Annotated in this window: 15 protein-coding genes; 8 read left to right on the top strand and 7 right to left on the bottom strand. The window is 58.0% G+C overall.

The genetic code is table 11. From position 1 onward, the window contains the following. Window positions 1–101 precede the first annotated feature (101 nt). Window positions 102–704, bottom strand: a complete 603-nt coding sequence (locus AC3IUF_RS23725) for a peroxiredoxin (protein WP_003227723.1) — start codon at window positions 702–704, stop codon at window positions 102–104. A gap of 314 nt (window positions 705–1,018) precedes the next feature. Between AC3IUF_RS23725 and AC3IUF_RS23730 the strand changes: the two genes are divergently transcribed. Continuing rightward, window positions 1,019–1,237, top strand: coding sequence for a bacterioferritin-associated ferredoxin (locus AC3IUF_RS23730; protein WP_003227725.1), 219 nt, complete (start codon window positions 1,019–1,021; stop codon window positions 1,235–1,237). 201 nt (window positions 1,238–1,438) lie between these two features. Further along, the gene (bfr, locus tag AC3IUF_RS23735) at window positions 1,439–1,912 is read left to right on the top strand and encodes a bacterioferritin (protein WP_007916671.1); all 474 of its coding nucleotides are present in this window, start codon (window positions 1,439–1,441) and stop codon (window positions 1,910–1,912) included. A 187-nt stretch (window positions 1,913–2,099) separates the two neighbouring features. Here the strand turns inward: bfr and grxD are convergent, their stop codons facing one another. The 3 genes from grxD to AC3IUF_RS23750 form a co-directional block, all read right to left on the bottom strand. After that, window positions 2,100–2,441 carry a Grx4 family monothiol glutaredoxin gene (grxD, locus tag AC3IUF_RS23740; protein WP_007916674.1) on the bottom strand — a complete coding sequence of 114 codons (342 nt, stop codon included), beginning with the start codon at window positions 2,439–2,441 and terminating at the stop codon, window positions 2,100–2,102. Between the two features lie 97 nt (window positions 2,442–2,538). Continuing rightward, a complete protein-coding gene (locus tag AC3IUF_RS23745; protein WP_007916675.1) occupies window positions 2,539–4,644 on the bottom strand; it encodes a molybdopterin oxidoreductase family protein in 2,106 nt (701 codons plus the stop codon). A 134-nt stretch (window positions 4,645–4,778) separates the two neighbouring features. Next, window positions 4,779–5,069, bottom strand: a complete 291-nt coding sequence (locus AC3IUF_RS23750) for a hypothetical protein (RefSeq protein ID WP_007916677.1) — start codon at window positions 5,067–5,069, stop codon at window positions 4,779–4,781. A gap of 404 nt (window positions 5,070–5,473) precedes the next feature. On the opposite strand from AC3IUF_RS23750, the gene argF reads away from it, so the two are divergent. Beyond that, window positions 5,474–6,394, top strand: coding sequence for an ornithine carbamoyltransferase (gene argF, locus AC3IUF_RS23755; RefSeq protein ID WP_042704963.1), 921 nt, complete (start codon window positions 5,474–5,476; stop codon window positions 6,392–6,394). Continuing rightward, a complete protein-coding gene (locus tag AC3IUF_RS23760) occupies window positions 6,391–7,500 on the top strand; it encodes an ABC transporter ATP-binding protein (protein WP_007916688.1) in 1,110 nt (369 codons plus the stop codon). The genes argF and AC3IUF_RS23760 overlap by 4 nt, the downstream gene beginning before the upstream one ends. A gap of 78 nt (window positions 7,501–7,578) precedes the next feature. Here AC3IUF_RS23760 and AC3IUF_RS23765 read toward each other — a convergent pair whose 3' ends face one another. Together AC3IUF_RS23765 and ybaK are read right to left on the bottom strand one after the other, a co-directional pair. Next, window positions 7,579–8,361 carry a PhzF family phenazine biosynthesis protein gene (locus AC3IUF_RS23765; RefSeq protein ID WP_489279469.1) on the bottom strand — a complete coding sequence of 261 codons (783 nt, stop codon included), beginning with the start codon at window positions 8,359–8,361 and terminating at the stop codon, window positions 7,579–7,581. 95 nt (window positions 8,362–8,456) lie between these two features. After that, entirely contained in the window at window positions 8,457–8,927 is a 471-nt protein-coding gene (ybaK, locus tag AC3IUF_RS23770) for a Cys-tRNA(Pro) deacylase (RefSeq protein ID WP_007916692.1), read from the bottom strand. Window positions 8,928–9,289: 362 nt separating this feature from the next. On the opposite strand from ybaK, the gene AC3IUF_RS23775 reads away from it, so the two are divergent. From AC3IUF_RS23775 to glpD, 4 genes are all read left to right on the top strand, one after another. Further along, entirely contained in the window at window positions 9,290–10,141 is an 852-nt protein-coding gene (locus AC3IUF_RS23775; protein WP_007916695.1) for an MIP/aquaporin family protein, read from the top strand. A 77-nt stretch (window positions 10,142–10,218) separates the two neighbouring features. Next, complete coding sequence (gene glpK, locus AC3IUF_RS23780; RefSeq protein ID WP_489279471.1) at window positions 10,219–11,721, top strand: glycerol kinase GlpK; 1,503 nt, start codon at window positions 10,219–10,221, stop codon at window positions 11,719–11,721. 274 nt (window positions 11,722–11,995) lie between these two features. Beyond that, a complete protein-coding gene (locus AC3IUF_RS23785) occupies window positions 11,996–12,751 on the top strand; it encodes a DeoR/GlpR family transcriptional regulator (protein ID WP_007916700.1) in 756 nt (251 codons plus the stop codon). Window positions 12,752–12,997: 246 nt separating this feature from the next. After that, window positions 12,998–14,536, top strand: a complete 1,539-nt coding sequence (gene glpD, locus AC3IUF_RS23790; RefSeq protein ID WP_489279473.1) for a glycerol-3-phosphate dehydrogenase — start codon at window positions 12,998–13,000, stop codon at window positions 14,534–14,536. A gap of 295 nt (window positions 14,537–14,831) precedes the next feature. Here the strand turns inward: glpD and AC3IUF_RS23795 are convergent, their stop codons facing one another. Continuing rightward, window positions 14,832–15,719: a LysR family transcriptional regulator gene (locus AC3IUF_RS23795; protein ID WP_463543615.1), complete on the bottom strand. Its 888-nt coding sequence runs from the start codon at window positions 15,717–15,719 to the stop codon at window positions 14,832–14,834. Window positions 15,720–15,733: the final 14 nt, after the last annotated feature.

A 15,733-nucleotide genomic window follows, 5' to 3' on the forward strand; every position in this document is an offset into this window, starting at 1 on the left:
GGGCATTTGAAACAAATAATGCCAAGAGATTGCTGCCCACAATCCCGAGCATAAAAAAACCGGCCACTTGGGCCGGTTTTTTTGTACCTCGACGTTGCGCCTTACAGGGCAGCAGCGTTCTCGGTCAGGTATGCAGCAACGCCTTCTGGCGAAGCGTTCATGCCTTTGTCGCCTTTTTTCCAGTTGGCAGGGCAGACTTCGCCGTGCTCTTCGTGGAATTGCAGAGCGTCGACCAGACGGATCAGCTCTTCCATGTTACGGCCCAGCGGCAGGTCGTTGATGATCTGCGAGCGGACAACGCCTTTGTCGTCGATCAGGAACGCGCCACGGAAAGCTACGCCGCCTTCGGATTCAACGTCATAGGCCTTGGCGATGTCGTGCTTCATGTCGGCAGCCATGGTGTATTTCACCTGGCCGATGCCGCCATTGTTCACAGGCGTGTTGCGCCATGCGTTGTGAGTGAAGTGCGAGTCGATCGACACAGCGATCACTTCAACGTTGCGCGCCTTGAAGTCGGCCATGCGGTTGTCCAGAGCGATCAGCTCGGACGGGCAGACGAAGGTGAAGTCCAGTGGGTAGAAGAACACCAGGCCGTATTTGCCTTTGATGGCCGAGGACAGGGTGAAGCTGTCAACGATCTCGCCATTGCCGAGTACGGCCGGGACGGTGAAGTCAGGGGCTTGTTTGCCTACGAGTACGCTCATTGATATCTCCTGGTGTAAAAACTTGAAGTTCAGGGTCCGCGCCAGCCTGCCACCCTCAGGCGACAGCCCTGTGACACGAACCCCCTTCGCAAGGGCCGACCATCATACACTGCGAATTTGGCCTGTCCTTAACGGTTTTTCAAAGCAGGCGCAGAACGGCGCTGCATTTACGGGGCCAGGCAAATCGCCAGTAAATACCGTTCGTCAGTCATGGCTGTTAATCGGCTGAAGCGTTCCGAAAGCACTTTGACAATCATTCTCGTTAACATTAAGATCCATCGCAATTGAGTCACAACCAGCGACGGTTCTCACTTATGTATGTTTGTCTCTGCACTGGCGTCACCGACGGACAGATCCGCGAAGCGATCTATGAAGGTTGCTGCAGCTATAAAGAAGTTCGCCAGGCCACCGGCGTCGCCAGCCAATGCGGCAAATGTGCCTGCCTTGCCAAGGAAGTGGTCCGCGAAACCCTGACCAAGCTGCAAACCGCTCAGGCCGCGATCCCCTATCCGGTAGAATTTACTGCTGCGTAATAACACCCCATTTCAAAGAACCGGACTTATGTCCGGTTTTTTTATGCCTGTAAATCAATTGCTTAGCGTCCAGACGCGGAACACAAACATTCTTATTCCGATTAATTTTCATATATTATTCAATAACTTAGGTTTGACACTTATAAGTGCGAAGCTCAAACTCTGCCGTATATACAGCTATTACAGGGCAGGACTCCGATCATGAAAGGCGACATTACAGTCATCCAGCATCTCAACAAGATCCTTGCCAATGAGCTGGTCGCGATCAATCAGTACTTCCTGCATGCGCGCATGTACGAAGATTGGGGTCTGAACAAGCTCGGCAAGCACGAATACAAAGAATCCATCGACGAGATGAAGCACGCGGACAAGCTGATCAAGCGCATCCTGTTCCTCGAAGGCCTGCCGAACGTGCAGGACCTGGGCAAGCTGCACATCGGCGAGCACACCAAGGAAATGCTGGAGTGCGACCTGCGTATCGAGAAGACCGGCCATGCTGACCTGAAGACCGCGATCGCGCATTGCGAAACCGTTGGCGACTTCGGCAGCCGTGAACTGCTGGAAGACATTCTCGAATCCGAAGAAGAACATATCGACTGGCTGGAAACCCAACTGGGCCTGATCGATAAAGTCGGTCTTGAGAACTATCTGCAATCGCAGATGGGCGAAGAGTAGGAGCTGCCGCAGGCTGCGATCTTTTCAGATTGCACCGGCAACTTGCAGTAACTTTTCGAACGCACTAAAAAGCCCCGCCCTCTTTCGAGTGGCGGGGCTTTTTATTGGCTGAAGATCAGAAGATCGCAGCCTCGTTTCACTCGACAGCTCCTACAGAAGCAGCAGCTGTCGCATGAGACCTGGCCGATCAGGCTTCGGACTTGTTCGCCGCTGCCGCTTCAACAGCCGACTTGATGGTGGTTTGCAACGAACCGTCTGCAGCCATCTCGGTCATGATGTCGCTACCGCCGACCAGCTCACCGCCGACCCACAGTTGCGGGAAAGTCGGCCAGTTGGCGTATTTAGGCAGGTTGGCGCGGATTTCCGGGTTCTGCAGGATGTCCACGTACGCAAACTTTTCGCCGCAAGCCATGACAGCCTGCGCAGCTTTCGCGGAGAAGCCACACTGTGGGGCATTCGGCGAGCCTTTCATGTAAAGCAGAATGGTGTTGTTGGCAATCTGCTCTTTAATCGTTTCGATGATATCCATGGAGCACCTCGGCTGAACTTTCCGACTCATGGGTCGGCACGGTGACGCATTGTAACGGAATCCCGAGCGCCATGCTCGGTCTCCCCGACGGTCACATTCAGGCCGCCGCCACCGTCACCGGCACACCATTAAGGGCCGCATTACCCGACAATTCATCAAGCTGGCATTCATCGGTCAGATCATTGGCACTCGAGCCCGGCTGACCACTGGCAATCGCCATCTGCACACCCGGCCGCGCATGGCCCCAGCCGTGCGGCAGGCTGACCACGCCTTTCATCATGTCCAGACTGCCGAGCACTTCCACCTCGATCTGGCCAACCCGTGAACTGACGCGCACCAACTGACCATCGTTGAGCCCACGACTGGCAAGGTCATCCGGGTGCATCAGCAGTTGATGGCGCGGCTTGCCCTTCACCAGACGGTGATAGTTGTGCATCCACGAATTGTTGCTGCGTACGTGGCGGCGGCCGATCATCAACAGCTCATCGGCGGCTGGCGCCTGCAAGGCAGCGAAACGTGCAAGGTCAGCGAGAATCTCTGGCGGAGCGGCCTGCACTCGCTGATTCGGCGTTTTCAGCCGCGACGCCAGATTCGCTTTCAGCGCCCCCAGATCGATCCCGTGCGGATGATCGAACAATGTCGCCAACGAGAGTTTCTGCTCAGAGGCGTCACCGTACAGGCCCATGCGCAGGCCCATGTCGATCATCTTCGCCGGCGGCATGGTCGGTTTTAGTTCTTTACCGGTCTTCTCGGCGAAGGCCTTGGCCAGACCGACGAAGATCTCCCAGTCATGCAAAGCACCCTCAGGCTTGGCGAGGATCGCGCGGTTGAAGCGGGTGACGTTGCGCACCGCGAACAGATTGAAGGTGGTGTCGTAGTGATCATTCTCCAGCGCCGAGGTCGACGGCAGGATCAGATCGGCGTAGCGCGTGGTTTCGTTGATGTAGAGGTCAATGCTGACCATGAACTCCAGGCCGTCCAGCGCTTGCTCCAGTTGCCGCCCGTTCGGCGTCGACAACACCGGATTGCCGGCCACAGTGATCAGCGCACGGATCTGGCCGTCGCCTTCAGTGAGCATTTCTTCGGCCAGCGCCGAGACCGGCAACTCGCCGCCGTATTCAGGACGACCCGAGACACGGCTCTGCCATTTGTTGAAATGCCCGCCCGAGGTCGACGCCACCAGATCCACGGCCGGCTCGGTGCACAACGCGCCGCCAACCCGGTCGAGGTTGCCAGTGACCAGATTGATCAATTGCACGACCCAGTGACACAAGGTGCCAAAGGCTTGGGTTGAAACACCCATGCGCCCATAGCAAACCGCACTCGGCGCAGCAGCGAAGTCACGTGCCAATTGGCGGATCTGCTCGGCTGGCACGGCGCACAACGGACTCATCGCCTCCGCCGTGAACGCCGCCACCGCCGCGCGTACGTCGTCCAGACCATCAATCGGCAAATGACTGTCGCGGGTCAGCCCTTCGCTGAACAAGGTGTTGAGCACACCAAACAACAGCGCCGCATCGCCCCCCGGACGCACGAACAAATGCTGATCAGCCATCGCCGCCGTCTCACTGCGTCGTGGATCAACCACAACGACTTTACCGCCGCGCGCCTGGATTGCCTTTAAACGTTTCTCAACATCTGGCACGGTCATGATGCTGCCGTTGGAGGCCAGCGGATTGCCGCCGAGGATCAGCATGAAGTCGGTGTGATCGATGTCCGGAATCGGCAGCAGCAAGCCGTGGCCGTACATCAAGTAACTGCTCAAGTGGTGCGGCAACTGATCGACCGAGGTCGCCGAGAAGCGATTGCGCGTCTTCAGCAAACCGAGGAAATAATTGCTGTGGGTCATCAGCCCGTAGTTATGCACGCTCGGGTTGCCTTGATAGACCGCCACAGCGTTCTGGCCATGACGTTCCTGAATCGCCGCCAGTTTCTCGGCCACCAGCGCAAACGCTTCGTCCCACTCGATCGGCAGCCACTCGCTACCAACGCGACGCATTGGCTGGCGCAGGCGGTCCGGATCATTCTGGATGTCTTGCAGGGCCACGGCTTTGGGGCAGATGTGGCCACGGCTGAAGGTGTCGAGGGCATCACCCTTGATCGAGGTGATCGCAACATGGCCATCGGTTTCGGTGGTCTCGATGGTCAGCCCACAAATGGCTTCGCACAGGTGGCAGGCACGGTGATGGAGAGTCTTGGTCATGGCCAGTCTCTGTCTTGTTCTGGGCGGACAATCACGCCCGCGGGAACAAAACTATGGCCCCGGCGCCGTCCAGGCGCCAGCGACGTTCGTCTTGTGAATCGACGACTATCAGGAGAGCCGATAGATCGCCACGTTTAACTGGAAGGGAGCTGAGGCGGTGCCGCCAACTGGATTTCCTGAATGGTTTCGATCTGCTCGTGGGCGACATGGACGCCGGTCAGTTCGCCAATCAACCGCCAATGCTCGTCGAGCCCGGCGCTGATAGTCGCCATGCGATCAATCATGTGGCGGCCGGCACTCTTCACCACTTCGTCTTCGCTGCGCAGCAGTTCGAATGACATTGAAGTGACTGACGCGGTGAGATGAGTCAGAGAGCGAGCCGTGTGGCCCAACAGTTCCATTAACAGTTTTTCTTTCGATTCCATGCGGAGGCTTCCTGCGTCGCTCGAAACTTATTTATAACCCAGCACTTTGCTTTAGCAAATGTTTCAGCCCAAGCATCCGACCAAGTGATGGCATGGCGCCACGGTCGTAAACCGACCCAGTTGACCCAATCCCCGTCACGGCGCATTGCCAAGCCCCGCGAGGCCAGTGTACAAAGAGGCTCGCTGCTGTCCTGAACCCGACTTCAAATGCGTGACTGCTACATCCAGTGCGCCCTTCGATTTCCGCAAAAACCGTAGCCTATTGGAAAAACGCGACATTTAGTGTCAATATCGCGCCTTCCCCTATTTCGTCGCCCCGTGCGGCTTACGCCGCAGGTCTCGCCCGTTGTTCCGTTAAACAAGGCTTTGAGCATCTGCGGTTTGTAGCAAAAAGGTAGTCAATGATGAGCGCAAGGCACTTTCTCTCCCTGATGGATTGCACGCCCGAAGAGCTGGTCAGCGTGATCCGTCGAGGCGTTGAGCTCAAGGACCTGCGTAACCGCGGCGTACTGTTCGAGCCTCTGAAAAACCGCGTGCTGGGGATGATCTTCGAGAAATCCTCGACCCGCACCCGGATCTCGTTCGAGGCCGGCATGATCCAGCTCGGTGGCCAGGCAATCTTCCTGTCCCCGCGTGACACCCAACTGGGCCGTGGCGAGCCGATCGGTGACTGCGCCATCGTCATGTCGAGCATGCTCGATGCGGTGATGATCCGCACCTTCGCCCACAGCACTCTGACCGAATTCGCGGCCAACTCGCGCGTGCCGGTGATCAACGGCCTGTCCGATGACCTGCACCCTTGCCAGTTGCTGGCCGACATGCAGACCTTCCTTGAACACCGTGGCTCGATTCAGGGCAAGACCGTGGCCTGGATCGGCGACGGCAATAACATGTGCAACAGCTATATAGAGGCGGCGATCCAGTTCGACTTCCAGTTGCGCGTCGCCTGCCCGGAAGGCTACGAGCCTAACCCGGAGTTCGTGGCCAAGGCTGGCGATCGCGTGACCATCGTTCGCGATCCGGCCGACGCCGTGCGCGGCGCGCATCTGGTGAGCACCGATGTCTGGACTTCGATGGGTCAGGAAGAGGAAACTGCCAAGCGCCTCAAGCTGTTCGCCCCGTTCCAGGTCAACCGCGCCCTGCTCGACCTCGCTGCCGAGGACGTGCTGTTCATGCACTGTTTGCCTGCGCACCGTGGCGAAGAAATCAGCCTCGACCTGCTTGATGACCCGCGCTCCGTCGCCTGGGATCAGGCAGAAAACCGTCTCCACGCACAAAAGGCCCTGCTCGAGTTCCTCGTCGAACCGGCATATCACCACGCATGAGCCATGAATTACTGCTGAACCTGCGCAACCTCGCTTGCGGCTATCAAGACCAACGCGTGGTGCAGAACCTCAATCTGCACCTCAACGCCGGTGACATTGGCTGCCTGCTCGGCTCGTCCGGCTGCGGCAAGACCACCACCCTGCGCGCCATCGCCGGATTCGAACCGGTGCACGAAGGTGAAATCACCCTCGGTGGCGAAACCATCTCCAGCGCCGGTTTCACCCTGGCGCCGGAAAAACGCCGGATCGGCATGGTGTTCCAGGATTACGCGCTGTTCCCGCACCTGAGCGTCGCCGACAACATTGCCTTCGGTATTCGCAAGCACCCGAACAAGGAGCGCGTCACCGAAGAGCTGCTCGAACTGGTCAACCTGAAAAACCTTGGCAAACGCTTTCCGCACGAGTTGTCCGGCGGCCAGCAACAACGCGTCGCCCTCGCCCGCGCCTTGGCACCGGAGCCGCAATTGCTGTTGCTCGACGAGCCGTTCTCCAACCTCGATGGCGAACTGCGCCGCAAGCTCAGTCATGAAGTGCGCGACATCCTCAAGGCCCGTGGCACCAGTGCGATTCTGGTGACCCACGACCAGGAAGAAGCCTTCGCCGTCAGCGATCACGTCGGAGTGTTCAAGGAAGGTCGACTCGAACAGTGGGACACGCCGTACAACCTCTATCACGAACCGGCGACGCCCTATGTGGCCAGTTTTATCGGGCAGGGTTACTTCATTCGCGGCCAGCTCGACAGCCCGGAATCGGTGCAGACTGAGCTGGGTGAGCTGCGCGGCAATCGTGCTTACACTTGGCCGATTGGCGGCGCGGTGGATGTTTTGTTGCGTCCGGATGACATTGTTTATGCGCCGGACAGTGCGTTGAAAGCGCGGATTGTCGGCAAGACGTTCCTTGGTGCTTCAACGTTGTATCGCCTGCAATTGCCGACGGGTGCGCAGCTGGAATCGATTTTCCCCAGCCATGCCGATCATCAGGTTGGGGCAGAGGTGGGGATTCGCGTAGCTGCTGAACATCTGGTGCTGTTCCAGGCATCGGGCAGTACCGCTGCACAAATCCCGGCAGTGGAAAACGGCGTCCGCCGCTACAGCACCGCGCTTTAAAGATCAAAAGATCGCAGCCTTCGGCAGCTCCTACAGGGATCAATGTAGGAGCTGCCGAAGGCTGCGATCTTTCAGCTTTTAACCGAGGATCAGGGTGCCACTGGCAACCAGCGTCGCATTGCCGCCGATCTTCGCGCGCTCACCTTCCAGACGACAGAACAACTCCCCGCCCCGCGCCGAGCGCTGGCACGCGGTCAGGCTCGACTTGCCCAGACGTTTCGACCAATACGGAATCAGGCTGCAATGCGTCGAGCCGGTCACCGGGTCTTCATTGATGCCGATCGCCGGTGCAAAATAGCGCGAAACGAAATCGTGCTGATTGCCCCGCGCCGTAACGATCGCGCCCAGCCACGGCAGTTTGGCGAGTGCAACCATGTCCGGCTTGCAATCGAGCACCGCCTGCTCTGACTCCAGCACCACAAACAGTTCGTTTGAGCCAAGGACATCAACCGCTTCGACACCCAGCGCCCGCTCAACATCCAGGGTAACGCCGATCTCTGACGGCATGATCGACGGAAAATCCAGCCACAACCGATCACCTTCTCGAGTGACGCTCAGCGCGCCGGACTTACAAGTGAAGTCGATACGCTCAGCGCTTTCCTTGTAGATGTCGAACAGCACATAAGCACTGGCCAACGTGGCGTGCCCGCACAACGGCACTTCAGTGGTCGGGGTAAACCAGCGGATATGCCAGGCCTGACCTTCGCGCACCAGAAACGCGGTTTCCGCCAGATTGTGTTCGGCAGCGATCTTTTGCATCAACTCATCCGCTAGCCACGCCTCCAGCCGATAAACCATCGCCGGATTGCCACTGAACGGCCGATCACTGAACGCGTCGACCTGATGAAACTCGAGCTGCATAACCTTCTCCCTAAGTCAGTCCGCCGAGCATGCAACCACGAGGCAATCAGCGCCAGTGACAGAACCGGCCAATTTTCTGCATACAGCGATAACGGCTACGTGCGGCCGATATCGGCAAACTTCGCTTGGGTATGTTCAGCAAGCACGGCGGGCGCCAATTCCACTTCAAGGCCGCGCCGGCCGGCGCTGACATAAATAGTCGCAAAACCCTGAGCGGAGTTATCGATGAAGGTGCGCAAGCGCTTCTTCTGCCCCAACGGGCTGATGCCACCCAGCAGATAACCGGTGGAGCGCTGGGCCGCTGCCGGGTCAGCCATCTCGACTTTTTTCACCCCGGCAGCATGCGCCAGGCCCTTGAGGTCGAGGCTTCCGACGACCGGCACTACTGCGACCAGCAATTCACCTTTTTCGCTGGCTGCAAGCAAGGTCTTGAACACCTGTGCCGGCTCAAGTGCCAGTTTTTCTGCGGCCTCCAGCCCATAGGAGGCGGCTTTGGGGTCATGCTCGTAACTGTGCACGCGATGTTCGGCACGAACTTTTTTCAACAAGTCCAACGCAGGGGTCATGGCAGCTCCGGGCTCGGCAGTGACGGAAAAACACTGTGCCGGATTCTAGGTGATCAGCCCCTAAAAGGCTCTATCCCAAGCCGTGATTCCCGTGACTTGCAGACATTCTGAGCGCGCCGTTCCGCCTCGCCGGCGAAGGATCATTCACACAGCGAATAGTTTTATTGTGACCGATGGTTCACTTTCGACCTTTGACAGGTTTGTTTCTTGTCTATATTTTTTCGAATCTGAATAATGTAAGAATTATCGTCATCGCAGCACTCAGCAGTAAACCGGGAAAGGAATGGGGATTCCTGACCGGGGAAAATCGCGCCCTGCCCTATCGGCATGACGCCAGACAACAACAAAAACCGAGGTTTTCAATGACAACTGCTTTACAGCAACCATCGCTCTCGAGCCAATGCATGGCCGAATTTCTGGGTACTGCACTGCTGATCTTTTTCGGCACCGGTTGCGTCGCCGCGCTCAAAGTCGCGGGCGCCAGCTTCGGCCTGTGGGAAATCAGCATCATTTGGGGCGTCGGCGTGAGCATGGCGATCTACCTCACTGCCGGGGTTTCCGGCGCACACTTGAACCCAGCGGTGAGCATTGCGCTCGCGATCTTCGCTGACTTCGAAAAGCGCAAACTGCCGTTCTACATTCTTGCCCAGATCGCCGGCGCCTTCTGCGGAGCGCTGCTGGTTTACACGCTGTACAGCAATCTATTCTTCGATTACGAACAAACTCACCAAATGGTTCGCGGCTCGGCTGCCAGCCTCGAGTTGGCCTCAGTGTTCTCGACGTTCCCCAATCCAGTGCTGTCGACTGCTCAGGCATTCCTGGTGGAGATGATCATCACCGCCATCCTGATGGGCGTGATCATGTCCCTGACCGACGACAACAACGGCCTGCCGAAAGGCCCGCTGGCACCGCTGCTGATCGGTTTGCTGATCGCGGTGATCGGCAGCTCGATGGGTCCGCTGACCGGTTTCGCGATGAACCCGGCGCGTGACTTCGGTCCGAAACTGATGACTTTCTTCGCCGGCTGGGGTGAAATTTCCTTCACTGGCGGCCGCGATATTCCGTACTTCCTGATTCCGATTTTTGCACCGATTGTCGGTGCCTGCCTCGGCGCTGCCGGGTATCGCGGGCTCATCGCCCGTCACCTGACCGGCGCCACACCTGCTACAAAGGATGCAGAACCGGCCATTGACGGCAAACCAAGAACTTCTTGAAACAGTCGGCGCCGGCTCCTGCCCGATAGAGCCTGCGCCACGGCCCACTCTCCCTTATTTCGTCCAAGGCAATCGACATGACCGACATTCAGAATAAGAACTACATCATTGCCCTCGATCAGGGTACGACCAGCTCCCGCGCGATCATTTTCGACCGCGATGCGAACGTGGTCTGCACCGCGCAGCGCGAATTCGCTCAGCATTACCCGCAGGCCGGTTGGGTCGAACACGATCCGATGGAAATCTTCGCCACCCAGAGCGCGGTAATGGTTGAAGCGCTGGCCCAGGCCGGTCTGCACCACGACCAGGTCGCTGCCATCGGCATCACCAACCAGCGCGAAACCACCGTGGTCTGGGACAAGACCACCGGCCGCCCGGTGTACAACGCCATCGTCTGGCAGTGCCGCCGCAGCACCGAGATCTGCCAGCAGCTCAAGCGCGATGGCCACGAAGAATATATCCGCGACAACACTGGTCTGGTCACCGACCCGTACTTCTCCGGCACCAAACTGAAGTGGATCCTCGACAACGTCGAAGGCAGCCGCGAACGTGCGCGCAATGGCGAACTGTTGTTCGGCACCGTCGATAGCTGGCTGATCTGGAAATTCACCGGCGGCAAGGTGCACGTCACCGACTACACCAACGCTTCGCGCACCATGCTCTTCAACATCCACTCGCTGGAGTGGGATTCGAAGATGCTGGAGATCCTCGATATCCCGCGCGAGATGCTTCCGGAAGTGAAGGCTTCTTCGGAAATCTACGGTCGCACCAAGAGCGGCATCGCCATCGGCGGTATCGCCGGTGACCAGCAAGCGGCACTGTTCGGCCAGATGTGCGTCGAGCCAGGCCAGGCGAAAAACACCTACGGCACCGGCTGCTTCCTGCTGATGAACACCGGCGACAAAGCGGTGAAATCCCAACACGGCATGCTCACCACCATCGCCTGCGGCCCGCGTGGTGAAGTTGCTTACGCACTGGAAGGCGCGGTGTTCAACGGCGGTTCCACGGTGCAGTGGCTGCGTGATGAACTGAAAATTATCAACGACGCCCACGACACCGAATACTTCGCCAATAAAGTGAAGGACAGCAATGGTGTGTACCTGGTGCCGGCCTTCACCGGTCTCGGCGCGCCGTACTGGGACCCGTATGCCCGCGGTGCGCTGTTCGGCCTGACGCGCGGCGTACGTGTGGATCACATCATCCGCGCTGCGCTGGAATCGATCGCCTACCAGACCCGCGACGTGCTCGACGCCATGCAACAGGACTCCGGCGAACGCCTCAAGGCTCTGCGTGTTGACGGCGGCGCGGTGGCGAACAACTTCCTCATGCAGTTCCAGGCCGACATCCTCGGCACGCAGGTCGAGCGCCCGCAAATGCGCGAAACCACCGCACTTGGTGCGGCGTATCTGGCCGGTCTGGCGTGCGGCTTCTGGGGCAGCCTGGAAGAACTGCGCGGTAAAGCGGTGATCGAGCGCGAGTTCGAGCCGAGCCTGGATGAAGTTGACAAAGAGAAGCTGTACAAAGGCTGGAAAAAAGCCGTCAGCCGCACCCGTGACTGGGCGCGTGAAGACGCTGAATAAGCCAACCTTAGGACTGGCTAAAACGGTCCAAACAGCGTGAAAGCGTAGCGAGCGAAGGCAAGCCAAGGCAAAAACAGGCGAGGACCGGCTGGGGTCGCACTCGACTTTACGGGTTTGTAAATGAGCAGTCCGAGCCTGTTTTTAACGCAGGATGGCTTGCGTAACGCCGTAGGCGCCCAGCACGAAGTAGCTTTCACGTTGTTTGGAAACTGGTAGGGAGCGGATTCCTGCGTCATCATGGGCAAATTTTGCACGGCAGCCCAAAGGAAGCCCCATGAATCTGCCTCCCCGTCAGCAGCAAATCCTCGAGCTGGTCCGCGAACGCGGCTATGTGAGCATCGAGGAAATGGCCACGCTGTTCGTTGTTACCCCGCAAACCATCCGCCGCGACATCAATCAGCTCGCGGAAGCCAATCTGCTGCGTCGCTATCATGGCGGTGCCGCTTATGATTCCAGCGTCGAAAACACTGCCTATGCGATGCGCGCCGATCAGATGCGCGATGAAAAACAACGCATCGGTGAAGCCATCGCCGCCCAGATTCCCGATCACGCCTCGCTGTTTATCAATATCGGTACCACGACCGAATCGATTGCCCGCGCTCTGCTCAATCACAATCATCTGAAGATCATCACCAACAACCTGCACGTAGCGTCGATGCTCAGTGCCAAGGATGATTTTGATGTGCTGCTGACCGGCGGTAATGTCCGTCGTGACGGCGGTGTGGTCGGCCAGGCCAGTGTGGATTTCATCAATCAGTTCAAGGTTGATTTCGCGCTGGTCGGGATCAGCGGTATTGATGAAGACGGCAGTTTGCTGGATTTCGATTATCAGGAAGTGCGGGTTTCCCAGGCGATCATTGCCAATGCGCGGCAGGTGATTCTGGCGGCGGACTCGAGCAAGTTCGGCCGCAATGCAATGATTCGCCTCGGCCCGATCAGCCTGATCGATTGTCTGGTAACCGATCAGCAGCCGGTGCCTGCGCTCGCGCAATTGTTGAGTCAGCACAAGATTCGCCTCGAAGTCGTCTAACTCCCGCAAGATCAAAAGATCGCAGCCTACGGCAGCTCCTACATGAGTTCACTTGACCTGTAGGTACTGCCGCAGGCTGCGATCTTTTGCTTTTAATGTTCGAAAATTTTCTTTTAATCGCCCTTCGATGAGTTTTTTCAATCGAACGTGACTGGCTGCGCGCGTCTTTATGGGCTACCATTTTCGCAAATGAACATTAATGTTCGATTTCCAATATAGAAAATCAAAAGAACCCGAGGCCAGCCGATGTCCACCTCTACCTTGCGTACGCCCCCAATCTCCGAGATCTACGACATCGCCGTTATCGGCGGCGGGATCAATGGCGTGGGGATCGCAGCGGATGCCGCCGGTCGCGGGCTTTCGGTGTTCCTTTGTGAAAAAGACGATCTGGCCAGCCACACCTCGTCGGCCAGCAGCAAGCTGATCCACGGTGGCCTGCGCTACCTCGAACATTACGAATTCCGCCTGGTGCGCGAGGCGCTGGCTGAACGCGAAGTACTGCTGGCCAAAGCGCCGCACATCGTCAAACCGATGCGCTTTGTGCTGCCGCACCGTCCGCACCTGCGTCCGGCGTGGATGATTCGTGCGGGCCTGTTCCTCTATGACAACCTCGGCAAGCGCGAAAAACTGCCAGGTTCGAAAAGCCTGAAGTTCGGCGCCGACAGCGCGCTGAAAAGCGAAATCAAGAAAGGCTTCGAATACTCCGACTGCTGGGTCGACGACGCCCGCCTCGTGGTTCTGAACGCAATGGCCGCCCGGGAAAAAGGTGCCCACGTGCACACCCAGACTCGCTGCGTCAGCGCTCGCCGCGCCAAGGGCCTGTGGCACCTGAACCTGGAACGTGCCGACGGCAGCCTGTTTTCGATCACTGCCAAAGCGCTGGTGAACGCCGCTGGCCCGTGGGTCGCCAAGTTCATTCGTGATGACCTGAAGATGGAGTCGCCGTACGGCATCCGTCTGATTCAGGGCAGCCACATCATCGTGCCGAAGCTGTATGAAGGCGATCACGCGCACATTCTGCAAAACGAAGATCAGCGCATCGTTTTCACCATTCCGTACCTGAACAACCACTTCACCCTGATCGGCACCACCGACCGTGAATACACTGGCGATCCGGCAAAAGTGGCGATTACCGATGCCGAAACCGATTACCTGCTGAAAGTGGTCAACGCACACTTCAAGCAGCAGATCAGCCGCGACGACATCCAGCACAGCTACTCGGGCGTACGACCACTATGCAACGACGAATCCGACAACCCGTCGGCCGTCACCCGCGATTACACCCTGGCCTTGTCGGCTGGCGGCGAAGAAGCGCCACTGCTTTCGGTGTTCGGCGGCAAGCTGACCACCTACCGCAAACTCGCTGAGTCGGCGATGGCGCAATTGCTGCCATTTTTCACCCAGATGCGCCCGAGCTGGACGGCCACCGCCACCCTGCCCGGTGGCGAAGACATGACCACGCCACAGGCTCTGTGCGCGCAGATTCGCGACAAGTTCGACTTCGTGCCGACCGAGATCGCCCGTCGCTGGTCCACCACTTACGGCAGCCGCACCTGGCGCATGCTCGAAGGCGTGGAAACCCTGGCCGACATGGGCGAGCACCTCGGCGGCGGACTCTACACCCGTGAAGTCGATTACCTGTGCAGCGAAGAGTGGGCAACCACTGCCCACGACATTCTGTGGCGCCGCAGCAAACTCGGTTTGTTCACCACGCCGGCAGAGCAGGAAAAACTGGCGAGCTATCTGGGTAAGGTTGAACAGAACCGCAAGATCGAAGCGGCCTGATCTTCGGAACGTCGCTTGAACGAAAGCCCCTGAATTGAGAGATTCAGGGGCTTTTTGTTGTGCCAATGAAATCCAGCCCCCCTCACCCCAGCCCTCTCCCCCCAAGGGGGCGAGGGGGAAAGGGAGCAGATCGGGGCTCGCTCAAATACCGCGCTGGGAAAAAGGAGCCGATCGAGGGCTTTTTCAATCCTGAGTTCGACTCGATATTTCAGGTCGGCGTAACTCGCAAGGACCACGCGATCAAGTCCCCTCTCCCTCTGGGAGAGGGCTAGGGTGAGGGGCTTTGGGGCCGGGATCACTGCGCCAAATGCAACAACAGAAAATCAATAAACGCCCGCGACTTGTGCGGCAGATGCGGGGTGTTGGGAAACACCACATTGATCGACTGCGAGGGCAGCGAATACTCCGGCAGCAAGCGCACCAGACGCCCGGCGGCAATGTCATCTGCCACCACCCAGGCAGGCAGAACCGATACGCCCAGTGAAGACAACGTCATCGAGCGAATCGCCGTCGACGAGTTCGACTCGAAGTGGCTGGTACCGCCAACCTCGACGCCCTGCCCTGACCCATGACGCAATGTCCACTGGGTCGGCGCCTGCAAATTGCTGTTGGCAATCCACGGCACGCTGTTCAGATCCTGCGGTTGCCGCACCGGATGTCGGGAGAGGAATTGCTCGGTGGCCACCAGCACGATTTCATAATCGGCCAACTTGCGGCTCTTGAATGCCGAATCCGCCAAGTTACCCAGACGGATCACCAGATCCAGTTTTTCCGCGACCAGATCATTCAACGAAGAGTTGAAGTTGTAGCACAAGCGGATTTCCGGATAACGCTCGGAGAACAGTGGAATCAACGGCAGAATATACTTTTCACCGTATTCACTGGTTGAACTAATCCGTAACTTTCCGGATACCCGATTATTACCTTTCAGGACATTATCAAAGGCATTGTCGATGTCCGCGACAATCCCCTTGAACTCTTCATAAAACTCCTGACCTATTTCGGTCAGCGATATATTGCGGGTGTTGCGGATCAACAGCGTCGCCGACAAAACCTCCTCCAGCGCCTTGACATGCAGGCTGGCCATGGCTTTGCTGATACTCAGGTAGTTTGCAGCTTTGGTATAAGAACCAAAATCCACCACCGCGAGGAACGTCTGAACCCGATTAAGATGAGAGTGCATGGCGCTATGGCTCA

Source organism: Pseudomonas sp. KH_040, from assembly GCF_057839305.1.